Here is an 11,679-nt window from a genome sequence, read left to right on the forward strand (position 1 = left end):
AGCTGCCTTCCGGCGGGCCTGTCGGGCTCTGCGGACCACGGCGTACCCCTTGGTCAGAGCACGGTCCGTGGCGAAGGTCCCCGAGGAGATGGCGCACGAAGTGCGCATCTCAGGGGCGCGGGGAACTGCGCGACCAGCCACGACGAAAGCCGCACCCGGCGACGAGCACCTCACCGCAACGGCGCGGACCCCCGCCGAGGCCCAGCCGTGGACCCCCGCACCATCAGCTCCCCGCCCACCACATCCACCCCACCGGCCGGCGCAGCCTCCCGCCCCATCGCGATACGACCCGCCCGCGCCGCCGCCTCCGCCAGAGGAAGCCGGACCGTCGTCAGGGCAGGCACCGCGTCCACGCTGAAGGGCAGATCGTCGAAGCCCGCCACCGAGACGTCCTCGGGAATGCGCAGACCGGCCTCGCGCAGAGCCGCGCAGGCGCCGAGGGCGACCGTGTCATTGGCGGCGACAACGGCCGTCAACGAAGGATCCCTGCGCAGGAGTTCGCGCGTCGCCGCATGCCCGGCCGCCCGGTCGTAGGGCCCGTGCACGACCAGCCCGGCCGACTCCTCGACCCCCGCGGCGGCCAGCGCCTCCCGGTGCCCCTCCAGCCGGTCCCGGGTCGTCGTGCGCTCCTCGGGCCCGGCGACATAGCCGATGCGCCGGTGCCCGAGCCCGAGCAGATGCCCCGTCAGTTCCCGTCCCCCGCCGCGGTTGTCGAAGGTCAGCGCCACCGCGTCCGCGTCCGGCACCGGCGGCCGCCCGCACAGCACCACCCGCGTACCGGCCTCCGCGAGCCGCCTCAACTTGGCCGCGACGGCCGTCACATGGGCCGCGTTCTCGATCGCGCCACCCGTGAGGACGACCGCTGCCGCGCGCTGACGCTGGAGCAGCGTCAGATACGTCAGCTCGCGCTCGGGGGAGCCGCCCGTGTTGCAGACCACCGCGAGCCGTTCGCCGCCCGCGCGCCCGCCGGGGCCGACGATCTCCGACTGCACGGCGGACGCCATGATCCCGAAGAACGGGTCGGCGATGTCGTTGACCAGCACCCCGACCAGGTCGGACGTGGCGGCGGCGAGGGCGCTCGCCGGGCCGTTGAGCACGTAGTCCAGCTCGTCCACGGCCTTCAGGACCCGCTCGCGGGTGGCGGCGGCGACCGGATAGTTGCCGTTCAGTACGCGCGAGACGGTGGCGGGGGACACCTGCGCGCGGGCGGCCACGTCCGCAAGAGTCACGGTCATCGAGTCATCCTCCGACTGGTGTGCGGCTGGTGTCCGCTGTCATCCGCCGCGTATCCGCTCTTGTCCGAGCGGCTGTGCAGAGGCTAGCTTCTCCTTGGGTAGAAAGCGCTTGCTACGACCTGTCGAACACGCGATACCGATGGGGCAGGCGCCGATTCCGCGTACGCCAGGCCGGACGAAGGGACTCACGTGACACGCAAGACGGTGCGCATCGCCATGAACGGCGTGACGGGGCGCATGGGCTACCGCCAGCACCTCGTCCGCTCGATCCTCGCGCTGCGCGAGCAGGGCGGACTCGACCTGGGTGACGGCACGGTCCTGTGGCCGGAGCCGGTCCTGGTCGGCCGCCGCGAGCACGCGCTGAAGGCCCTCGCCGAGCGGCACGGCCTGGACCGGGCGAACATCTCCACGGACGTTGACGCCGTCCTCGCCGACGACAGCGTCGACATCTTCTTCGACGCCGCGATGACCTCGGGACGCGAGGAGATCCTCAAGAAGGCGATCGCCGCCGGCAAGCACGTCTACACCGAGAAGCCCACCGCCACCGGCCTGGACGGCGCGATCGAACTGGCCCGCCTCGCGCGCGAGAAGGGCGTCAAGTCGGGCGTGGTGCAGGACAAGCTGTTCCTGCCGGGCCTGCTCAAGCTCAAGCGCCTCATCGACGGCGGCTTCTTCGGGCGGATCCTGTCCGTGCGCGGCGAGTTCGGCTACTGGGTCTTCGAGGGCGACTGGCAGGAGGCGCAGCGCCCGTCGTGGAACTACCGCAGCGAGGACGGCGGCGGCATCGTCGTCGACATGTTCCCGCACTGGGAGTACGTGCTGCACGAGCTGTTCGGCCGGGTCACCTCGGTCACCGCGCTCGCCACCACCCACATCCCCACCCGCTGGGACGAGAACGGCAAGCCCTACGACGCCACCGCCGACGACTCCGCGTACGGCATCTTCGAGATCGAGGGGCCCCAGGGGCCGGTCGTCGCCCAGATCAACTCCTCGTGGGACGTGCGCGTCAACCGTGACGAGCTGGTCGAGTTCCAGGTCGACGGCACGGAGGGATCCGCCGTCGCCGGGCTGCGCAACTGCCGTGTCCAGCACCGCAGTTCCACCCCGAAGCCGGTCTGGAACCCCGACCTCCCGGCGACGTACTCCTTCCGCGACCAGTGGCAGGAGGTGCCGGACAACACCGAGTTCGACAACGGCTTCAAGGTCCAGTGGGAGCTGTTCCTGAAGCACGTGTACGCCGGTGCCGACTACCACTGGGACCTGCTCGCCGGAGCGCGCGGTGTGCAGATGGCCGAGCTGGGCCTGAAGTCGTCGGCCGAAGGGCAGCGCCTCGACGTTCCGGAGATCTCGCTGTGACCCTTCATCTCCCCACCCCGGAAGGCGGGTTGAAGGCGTACGAGCCGCGCGCCGAGCCGCTCGCGTTCGACACCGGCGCGCCGCTGGCCTCCCGGGTCGTCTTCTCGGCGGCGCACGTCGTCGCCGACCCGTTCGCCGACACCACCCCCGACTCCCCGGCCGCCGTCGACTGGGACGCCACCCTCGCCTTCCGCCGCCACCTGTGGTCGCACGGGCTCGGCGTCGCCGAGGCGATGGACACCGCGCAGCGCGGCATGGGCCTGGACTGGGCGGGCGCCGCCGAGCTGATCCGGCGCTCCGCCGCCGAGGCGAAGGCGGTCGGCGGCCGCATCGCCTGCGGCGTCGGCACCGACCAGCTCACCGCCCCCGCACGCGATCTGGCCGAGGTCAGGGCCGCGTACGAGGAACAGCTCGCGCTCGTGGAGGGGACGGGCGCGCAGGCGATCCTCATGGCGTCCCGCGCGCTGGCCGCCGTCGCCCGCGGCCCCGAGGACTACCTCGACGTCTACGGGCACCTGCTCCGGCAGGCCGCCGAACCGGTCGTCCTGCACTGGCTCGGCCCGATGTTCGACCCGGCGCTGGAGGGCTACTGGGGCTCGGCCGACCTCGACGCCGCGACCGAGACCTTCCTGGAGGTCATCGCCGCGCACCCGGACAAGGTCGACGGCATCAAGGTCTCGCTCCTGGACGCCCGCCGCGAGGTCGAGCTGCGCCGCCGCCTCCCGCAGGGCGTGCGCTGCTACACCGGCGACGACTTCAACTACCCCGAGCTGATCGCGGGCGACGACCGCGGCTTCAGCCACGCCCTGCTCGGCATCTTCGACCCGCTGAGCCCGCTCGCCGCGCAGGCGGTCCGCGTCCTCGACACCGGGGACGTCAAGGGGTTCCGTGAACTCCTCGACCCCACCGTGGAGTTGTCGCGGCACCTCTTCCAGGCGCCGACCCGCTTCTACAAGACCGGCGTCGTCTTCCTCGCCTGGCTCTCCGGCCACCAGGAGCACTTCACGATGGTCGGCGGCCTCCAGTCGGCGCGCTCCCTGCCGCACTTGGCGCGCGCCTACGAACTCGCCGACTCCCTGGGCCTGTTCCCGAGCCCGGAGCTGGCCGAGACCCGCATGAAGCAACTGCTCGCCCTGTACGGAGTGACCAAGTGAGCGCCGACCCGCTGTTCTCCATCAACCAGATGACCGTCAAGCAGCTCGACCTGCCCGAACTCGTGGCAGCGTGCGAAGAGTTGGGTGTCCGTAACGTCGGCACCTGGCGGGCGCCCGTCCAGGAGTACGGCGTCGAGAAGGCGGCCGCGCTGCTGCGCGACGCCGGTCTCACCGTCACCACCCACTGCCGGGGCGGCTTCCTCACCGCCGTCGGCGCGACCGAGCGCACGGCCGCGCTCGACGACAACAAGCGCGCGGTCGACGAGGCCGTCACCCTCGGCACCGACGTCCTGGTCCTGGTCTCCGGCGGACTCCCGGCCGGGTCCTACGACCTGACGGGCGCCCGCGAGCGCATCGCCGAGGGCATCGGCGTGCTCGCCCCGTACGCCGCCGAGCGCGGGGTGAAGCTGGCGATCGAGCCGCTGCACCCGATGTACGCGGCCGACCGGTGTGTGGTCTCCACCCTCGCCCAGGCGCTCGACATCGCCGAGCGCTTCCCGGCCGAGCAGGTCGGCGTCTGCGTGGACACGTACCACATCTGGTGGGACGACCAGGCGCCCGCGCAGCTCGCGCGGGCCGGCGCCCAGGGGCGCATCGCGACGTTCCAGCTCGCCGACTGGACCACGCCGCTGCCCGAGGGCGTGCTCAACGGCCGGGGGCAGATCGGCGACGGTGCGATCGACATGCGGTACTGGCGCGGCCTGGTGGAACAGCAGGGCTACACCGGGCCCGTCGAGGTCGAGCTGTTCAACGACGGGCTGTGGGCGCGCGACGGCCGCGAGGTGCTCGCCGAGACCGCCGAACGCTTCACCCGGCACGCGGTGTAGCGCTCGCCGACCCGCGAAAGGGGGCGCGAGTCGTCCGCTTTCGCGCCCCTTGCGCGCCTCGTGCTCCCGTAGGTCCCCGACTTCCGAGAGATTTCCGAAATCCCGTGCAACCTTTGCGGCCTCAGGCGGGTCGTACCTTGCGTCGGGATCCTGAGGGGGGAGATCTGGGGGGATCGAGGGGTCCCGGCGCAGGGAGGGGAAAGCCCGAGGGGGGCCCGGTCCACGGACCGGGCTCCTCGCCGGTTTCCGGCGTCAGCCTCGGAGTCTCGCCTCAGAAGAAGACCCCGCACCGCAGCAGCACATTGGCGAACGGCCGCGCCTCTCCGGTCCGCACCACCAGCTTCGCCGACGCCGACAGCGCCTTCAGCTCCTCGTGCGTGACGTGGGAGAGGGCCGGCAGCCGCTCCGCGAGCAGCGCGGCCGCCTCCGGGTTCGCGGCCCGCACCTCACCGGCGGCCGTACCGCCCTCCACGACCAGCTCGTCGAGGAGCCCGTCGAGGACCTCGGCGAACGACGGCACCCCGGCCCGGAAGGCCAGATCGACGACGCGCGGCCCCGCCGGGATCGGCATCCCCGCGTCGCACACGAGCACCCCGTCCCCGTGCCCCAACTCCGCCAGGGCACCGGCCAGATGGCGGTTGAGTATTCCGGCCTTCTTCACAGTGCGGCGACCTCGTCCGCCGTCGGGTACGAGGCCTGCGCGCCCTCCTTGGTGACGGCTGCGGCGCCGACCCGGGCCGCGTACGCCGCCGCCTCGGCCAGCGACGCACCCGCGCCGAGCCGCCAGGCCAGCGCCGCCGTGAAGGCGTCACCCGCGCCGGTGGTGTCCACGGCCTTCACCTTCACCGAGGCCACCCGCTCGGACCCGTCGCCGTCCGCGACGAGCGCGCCCTCGGCGCCGAGCGTGATGACGACCGAGCGCGGGCCGAGCGCGAGCAGCTGCCGCGCCCACTCCTCGGGGTCCGGGCCCGGCTCCGTACCGAGGATGACCTTCGCCTCGTGCTCGTTGACGATGAGCGGGTCGCACGCCGCGAGGACCTCGGCGGGCAGTGGGGCGGGCGGCGACGGGTTGAGCACCAGGCGCGCCCCGTCGGCCAGCGACCGAGCCACCTCGGCGACCGTGTCGAGCGGGATCTCCAGGAGCGTGGAGACCACCGGCGCCGCCGCGAACAGCTCCCGCGCCGCCCGCACGTCGTCCGGCGTCAGCCGTCCGTTCGCGCCCGGCGACACCACGATGCTGTTGTCGCCCGACGGGTCGACGGTGATCAGGGCGACCCCGGTGGGCGCCCCGCCGACGAGCACGCCCGAGGTGTCCACCCCGGCCGACTCCATCGACGTACGCAGCAACTGTCCGTGCCCGTCGTCGCCGACCCGCGCGAGCAGCGCGGTGCGCGCGCCGAGCCGGGCCGCGGCCACCGCCTGGTTCGCACCCTTGCCGCCCGGGTGGACCACCAGGTCGGAGCCGAGGACGGTCTCCCCGGCACCGGGGCGCCGGTCGACGGCGACCACCAGATCGGCGTTGGCCGACCCCACGACGAGGAGGTCATACGTGCTCATGCTCTGCCTTTCTGTCTTTCTGCATGCCGGACTGCGTGTCGGGCGGATCAGTTGAAGTCTGCCGCGTTCTTCGACGTCACGACCTTCACCGGCACCTTCACCGCGGGGCTGATCTTCTTGCCGTGGGCGGCGTTCACCGCGTTGCGCACGGCGATCTCGCCGAGTTCGCGCGGCTGCTGGGCCACCGAGGCGTACATCGTGCCCGCCTCGACCGCCTTGATGCCGTCGGCCTCGCCGTCGAAGCCGATGACGGGCACCGACTTCCCGGCCTTGGAGCCGAGCGCCTTGACCGCGCCGAGCGCCATCTCGTCGTTGGCGGCGATGACGCCCTGGACGTCGGGGTGCGCCTGGAGCAGGTTCGACATCACGTCGAGGCCCTTGGTGCGGTCGAAGTCGGCGGGCTGCTGGGCGAGGACCTTGATGCCCGGGTACTCCTTGAGGCCCTTCGCGAAGCCCTCCGCGCGCTCACGCGCCGCCGAGGTACCGGCCTGGCCCTGAAGGATGACGATCTTGCCCTTGCCGCCCAGCTTCTCGGCCATCGTCTTCGCGGAGAGCACACCGCCCGCGACGTTGTCGGAGGCGACGAGCGTGGCGACCTTGCCCTTCTCCACCCCGCGGTCGACGGCGACGACCGGCATGCCGGCCTTGTTCGCCGCGGCGACCGAGTTGCTCGCCGCGGCCGAGTCGACCGGGTTGAGGACGATCGCGTCGAGGCTGGAGCTGGTGAAGTTCTGCATCTGGTTGGCCTGCTGCGAGGCGTCGTTCTGCGCGTCCGTGACCGTCAGGTCCACGCCCAGCTTCTTCGCCTCGGCCTGGGCGCCCGCCCGGATCTGCACGAAGAACGGGTTGTTCAGCGTCGACAGGGACAGGCCGATCTTCGGCTTGTCGGACGCCGAGGTGCCGCCGTGCAGGAAGGAGGTGGCGCCGACGATCGCGACGGTGACGACCGCCGCGAGCCCGTACGTCGCCGCCTGCTTGCCCTTGCCGCCCCCGCCGCCGGAGGTCACCGGCGTGGCCCCGGCCTTGCGGCGCAGCGTGTCGAGCAGCACCGCGAGGGCGATGACGACACCGATGACGACCTGCTGCCAGAAGGCGGACACCGACAGGAGGTTGAGGCCGTTGCGCAGCACCGCGAGGATCAGCGCGCCGATCAGCGTGCCCGACGCCTTGCCCGTGCCACCGGCGAGCGAGGCGCCGCCGATGACGACGGCGGCGATCGCGTCCAGCTCGTAGCCGTCGGCGGCCTGCGGCTGCGCCGAGGAGAGCCGGGAGGCGAGCACGATGCCCGCGGCGGCGGCGAACAGGCCCGACAGCGCGTAGATGACGAGCTTCTGCTTCTTCACGCGCAGGCCGGACAGGCGCGCGGCCTCCTCGTTGCCGCCGATCGCGTACATGGCGCGGCCGATGTACGTCCGGCCGAGGATCACGGCGGCGATCAGCCCCATGACGACCATCACGAGCACCGGCACCGGCAGCCAGCCGCCGAGCGTGTCACCGAGGTGCGAGACCGAGTCGGGGAACGGGATCGGCGAACCGTCCGATATCACCAGCGCCAGACCGCGCCCCACCGACAGCATCGCGAGCGTCGCGATGAACGGCGGCAGCTTCCCGTACGCGATCAGGAACCCGTTGACGAGACCGGCCACGATGCCGGTCGCGACGGCGAGCACCACCGCGAGGACGACCGGCACCCCGTGCTGGGTCGCGCTCCACGCCAGTACGGTCGCCGACAGGGCGGCCACCGAGCCGACCGACAGGTCGATGCCCGCCGCGACGATCACGAAGGTGACACCGAAGGCGAGGATGGCGGTCACGGCCGCCTGGACGCCGATGTTGAGCAGGTTGTCGGTGGTCAGGAAGTCCCCGGAGAGCGCGGAGAGCGCGATGACGAGGACGATCAGCGCGGTCAGCGCGCCGTTGTCGAGCAGGAGCCTGCGCAGCCCGGCGGCACCACTGGTGCCCGGCTTGCTCTTGAGCGTGTCAGTGGCCACGACGGGCCTCGCTTTCATCGGTCGTGGGGGAGGTCGTGGGGGCGGTGGAGACGGCGAGGGCCATCACGGAGTCCTGGGTGGCGTCGTCGGCCGCGAGTTCACCGGCGATCCGGCCCTGCGCCATGACGAGGACGCGGTCGCTCATCCCGAGGACCTCCGGCAGATCGCTGGAGATCATCAGCACGGCGTGGCCGGCGGCGGACAGTTCGTTGATGAGCTGGTAGATCTCGACCTTGGCGCCGACGTCGATGCCGCGCGTCGGCTCGTCGAGGATCAGCACCTTGATGTCGGCGAGGAGCCACTTGCCGATGACGACCTTCTGCTGGTTGCCGCCGGAGAGCGTGCGCACGTGCTGGCCGAGCCCCGCCATCCGCACGCCCAGCTGGGCGGCGATGCGGTCGGCCGCCGCGTGCTGGCCCTTGCGGTCGACGAATCCGCCGCGGGTGGCGGCGCGCAGGGTCACGAGCCCCAGGTTCTCCTCGACCGACTGGTCGAGCACCAGCCCCTGGCCCTTGCGGTCCTCGGGCACGAGACCGACGCCCGCGGCCATGGCGGCGTTCACGTCGTGGCGCGGCAGCGGCGCGCCCGCGACCTCCACCGAGCCCTTGTCGTACGGGTCGGCGCCGAACACCGCCCGCACCACCTCGGTGCGCCCGGCGCCGACGAGCCCGGCGATGCCGACGACCTCACCGGCCCGCACCTCGAAGGACACGTCCTGGAAGACGCCGTCGCGGGTCAGTCCCTCGACCTTCAGCAGGGCCGTACCGGTCTCGGGCCGCTCACGCGGGTACTGCTGCTCGATGGAGCGGCCCACCATGAGCCGGACGAGTTCGTCCTCGGGGGTCGAGGCGGGCACCTGGCCCACGCTCCGCCCGTCGCGGATCACGGTGACCCGGTCGCCGAGGGCGGCGATCTCCTCCAGGTGGTGGGTGATGAAGACGATGCCGACGCCGTCCTCGCGCAGCGCGCGCACGATGGCGAACAGCTTGTCGACCTCCTCGGAGGTCAGCACGGCGGTCGGCTCGTCCATGATCAGCACGCGCGCGTCGAGGCTCAGCGCCTTCGCGATCTCCACCATCTGGAGCCGGGCGATGCCGAGTTCCCGCACCCGCGCGCGAGGCGACACGTTCACGCCCACGCGCGCGAGCAGCTTCTCGGCGTCGGCCTCCATCTGCTTGCGGTCGACGAGACCGAAGCGGCGCGGCTGGCGGCCCAGGAAGATGTTCTCGGCGACGGTCAGATCGGGGACCAGGTTGAACTCCTGGTAGATCGTCGCGATGCCGAGCCGTTCGGCGTCCTGCGCACCGTGGATACGGACCTGCTCGCCGCCCGCGAGGATGCGGCCCTCGTCGGGGGTGTAGGCACCGGAGAGCATCTTGATGAGGGTGCTCTTCCCGGCCCCGTTCTCACCGAGCAGGACGTGCACCTCCCCGCGGCGCAGGTCGAAGTCGACGCTGTCGAGCGCGACGACACCGGGGAAGGTCTTCCGTATCCCTTCGATGCGCAGCAACTCGTCCGGGTTGCGCGGCTGGTTCACCGGGATCTCCTCTCCATCGAGGTACGCGGTTGTGGGGTGCTTGGGGGCTGGTCTCAGGCGGGGGCGCCGCAGGAGCGGCGGACCACCAGTTCGGCGGGGAGGGTGACCGAGGCCGGGGTGCGGCCCTCGATCCGGTCCACCAGGGCCCGCACGGCGGCCCGCCCCAGTGCGCCGGTCGGCTGGGCGATCGCCGTGATCGGCGGATCGGTGTGCACGAACCAGCGGATGTCGTCGAAGGCGGCGAGCGCGATGTCGTCGGGGACGCGCAGCCCGCGCGCGCGGATCGCGTCCAGCGCGCCGAGCGCCATCAGGTTGTCGGCGGCGAAGACGACCTGGGGCGGCTCGGCCAGGTCCAGGAACCCTTCGGTCACCCGGCGCCCGCTCTCCGCCTGGAAGTCGCCCTGCCCGATGTAGGCGTCCGGCAGCTCGATCTCGTACGACGCGAGCGCCTCCCGGAAGGCGTCGACGCGCTCGCTTCCGGTGGTCGTGGCGGCCGGGCCCGCGATGATCGCGAGCCGGCGGTGCCCGAGCCCGTGCAGATGCGCGACGAGGTCCCGTACGGCCGTCCGCCCGTCGGAGCGCACGACGGGCACGTCGACGCCCGCGATCCAGCGGTCGACGAAGACCATGGGGGTGCCGGCCCGGGCGGCGTCCAGCATCAGCGGGGAGCCGCCGTCGGTGGGGGAGACGAGCAGCCCGTCGATCCGCCGGTCCAGCAGGGTCCGCACATGGTGGTCCTGGAGGTCGGGGCGCTCGTCGGCGTTGCCGATGATCACGCTGTAGCCCAGGGCCCGCGCCTCCTCCTCGACGGAACGGGCCAGCTCCCCGAAGTACGGGTTCAGCACGTCGCTGATGACCAGGCCGAGCGTGCGGGTCTGGTCGGTGCGCAGGGAGCGGGCCACGGCGTTGGGCCGGTAGCCGAGCGACTCCACGGCGGCCAGTACGCGGGTCCGGGCGTCCGGGCTCACGGACGGATGCGCGTTGAGCACCCGGGAGACCGTGGCGACGGAGACCCCGGCGGCGGCCGCGACGTCCTTGATGCTCGCCATCGTGCTGCTCCCTCGGGGTGGCTGCGGGGCTCATGTGGTCGTGGAGGGACGCACATGTGCATGGAATCGATTACATGAGGGATTGGAATCGATTACACGGACTGTTGGCAACCCCTGTTCCGGTTGTCGTGACCGGATCGTGATGGGAGCGGGGGAGATGTCGGTGCCGCGTGCGATGGTGGAGGCCGGACAGGAACGGGATCTCGGAGACGGAGCACACGACCGTGAATCACGCGCAGCTCACCGCACTCGGCCGCGCCCTGCGGGTGCTCGGGGAGCACGGCGAGAAGCTGACCGCCGACACCCCGGACGACCTGCTCCACGAGATGCGCGGCGACCTGATGCGCGCGCTCGACCAGCTCGACGACGCGACGACGGGCCAGAAGCCGGCGACCCGCTGCAAGGAGCATCCGTACGGCCCGGTCGAGACGTCCGCCCCCGACCTGTGCCTGCTGTGCGAGACCCGCCGCCGCAAGGCCCACCGCTCCCAGATCTCGGGGGACTACGGCGGCCCGGCGCCCCGCCCGACCGCCGACCGCCCGGTCCTCTCGCGCTACGGCACCCGCGAGGACCGTCCCCAGCCCCAGCAGCGCTGGATCCCGGAGTTGTGGAACGGGCAGGTGTGGCAGCTGTGCGGGACGCCTCGGCATGATCGCCGCGAGGCGGATCTGTATCTGGCGGCGCAGCGGCGTCGGCCCGACGCGGCGATGGCGTACCGCCTGGTCCACGAGTTCACGGACTATGAGGTGGTGCGAGTGTGGGGGACGCCGGTGCGGGTGGATCCGGAGCCGATGGGCGGGATCTAGGGCGTCCTTGTTCGGCTGCGGGCCGGTGGGGGCTGGTCGCGCAGTTCCCCGCGCCCCTGAGACGAGCTCCGCTCGTCCAGGGGAAGCTGCGCGCAGCGCATGCTTCAGGGGCGCGGGGCCTCGGTGAGCGGGCAGCCGCCGAGGGTCAGGCCGAGGCTGGGCAGCGG

The 11,679-nt window shown here is 72.2% G+C and carries 10 protein-coding genes; 4 read left to right on the forward strand and 6 right to left on the reverse strand.

Annotated features, from left to right (window positions below; genetic code table 11):
• Positions 1 to 170 precede the first annotated feature (170 nt).
• Positions 171 to 1,235 (reverse strand): LacI family DNA-binding transcriptional regulator, encoded by a 1,065-nt coding sequence (locus tag ABZ930_RS40495; protein ID WP_361560323.1) that lies wholly within the window; start codon positions 1,233 to 1,235, stop codon positions 171 to 173.
• A 189-nt stretch (positions 1,236 to 1,424) separates the two neighbouring features.
• Here ABZ930_RS40495 and ABZ930_RS40500 point away from each other — a divergent pair, with 189 nt between their 5' ends.
• From ABZ930_RS40500 to ABZ930_RS40510, 3 genes are read left to right on the forward strand one after another with little or no spacing between them, the layout of a single operon-like run.
• Positions 1,425 to 2,591 carry a Gfo/Idh/MocA family oxidoreductase gene (locus tag ABZ930_RS40500; RefSeq protein WP_361560326.1) on the forward strand — a complete coding sequence of 389 codons (1,167 nt, stop codon included), beginning with the start codon at positions 1,425 to 1,427 and terminating at the stop codon, positions 2,589 to 2,591.
• A complete protein-coding gene (locus tag ABZ930_RS40505; RefSeq protein WP_361560329.1) occupies positions 2,588 to 3,745 on the forward strand; it encodes a dihydrodipicolinate synthase family protein in 1,158 nt (385 codons plus the stop codon). Before ABZ930_RS40500 ends, ABZ930_RS40505 begins: the two co-directional genes overlap by 4 nt.
• A gap of 29 nt (positions 3,746 to 3,774) precedes the next feature.
• Entirely contained in the window at positions 3,775 to 4,572 is a 798-nt protein-coding gene (locus ABZ930_RS40510) for a sugar phosphate isomerase/epimerase family protein (RefSeq protein ID WP_361560350.1), read from the forward strand.
• Between the two features lie 271 nt (positions 4,573 to 4,843).
• Here the strand turns inward: ABZ930_RS40510 and rbsD are convergent, their stop codons facing one another.
• The 5 genes from rbsD to ABZ930_RS40535 are packed head-to-tail and all read right to left on the reverse strand — an operon-like array spanning position 4,844 to position 10,706.
• Positions 4,844 to 5,233 (reverse strand): D-ribose pyranase, encoded by a 390-nt coding sequence (gene rbsD / locus ABZ930_RS40515; RefSeq protein WP_361560332.1) that lies wholly within the window; start codon positions 5,231 to 5,233, stop codon positions 4,844 to 4,846.
• Positions 5,230 to 6,129, reverse strand: coding sequence for a ribokinase (locus ABZ930_RS40520; protein ID WP_361560335.1), 900 nt, complete (start codon positions 6,127 to 6,129; stop codon positions 5,230 to 5,232). Before ABZ930_RS40520 ends, rbsD begins: the two co-directional genes overlap by 4 nt.
• A 47-nt stretch (positions 6,130 to 6,176) precedes the next feature.
• Positions 6,177 to 8,120 (reverse strand): substrate-binding domain-containing protein, encoded by a 1,944-nt coding sequence (locus tag ABZ930_RS40525; RefSeq protein WP_361560338.1) that lies wholly within the window; start codon positions 8,118 to 8,120, stop codon positions 6,177 to 6,179.
• On the reverse strand, positions 8,110 to 9,657 hold the full coding sequence (locus tag ABZ930_RS40530) for a sugar ABC transporter ATP-binding protein (protein ID WP_361560341.1): 1,548 nt from the start codon (positions 9,655 to 9,657) through the stop codon (positions 8,110 to 8,112). The genes ABZ930_RS40525 and ABZ930_RS40530 overlap by 11 nt, the downstream gene beginning before the upstream one ends.
• Before the next feature lie 53 nt (positions 9,658 to 9,710).
• Positions 9,711 to 10,706 (reverse strand): LacI family DNA-binding transcriptional regulator, encoded by a 996-nt coding sequence (locus tag ABZ930_RS40535; RefSeq protein WP_361560344.1) that lies wholly within the window; start codon positions 10,704 to 10,706, stop codon positions 9,711 to 9,713.
• 224 nt (positions 10,707 to 10,930) lie between these two features.
• Between ABZ930_RS40535 and ABZ930_RS40540 the strand changes: the two genes are divergently transcribed.
• The gene (locus ABZ930_RS40540) at positions 10,931 to 11,512 is read left to right on the forward strand and encodes a hypothetical protein (RefSeq protein WP_361560347.1); all 582 of its coding nucleotides are present in this window, start codon (positions 10,931 to 10,933) and stop codon (positions 11,510 to 11,512) included.
• Positions 11,513 to 11,679: the final 167 nt, after the last annotated feature.

Source organism: Streptomyces sp. NPDC046716 (genome assembly GCF_040645755.1).
Taxonomy (GTDB): Bacteria; Actinomycetota; Actinomycetes; order Streptomycetales; family Streptomycetaceae; genus Streptomyces.

Excerpts from the sequence above, each read along its gene's own strand:
- ABZ930_RS40495 (WP_361560323.1), bottom strand. The coding sequence starts at position 1,235 with ATGACCGTGACTCTTGCGGACGTGGCCGCCCGCGCGCAGGTGTCCCCC.
- ABZ930_RS40510 (WP_361560350.1), top strand. The coding sequence starts at position 3,775 with ATGACCGTCAAGCAGCTCGACCTGCCCGAACTCGTGGCAGCGTGCGAA.
- ABZ930_RS40520 (WP_361560335.1), bottom strand. The coding sequence starts at position 6,129 with ATGAGCACGTATGACCTCCTCGTCGTGGGGTCGGCCAACGCCGATCTG.
- ABZ930_RS40535 (WP_361560344.1), bottom strand. The coding sequence starts at position 10,706 with ATGGCGAGCATCAAGGACGTCGCGGCCGCCGCCGGGGTCTCCGTCGCC.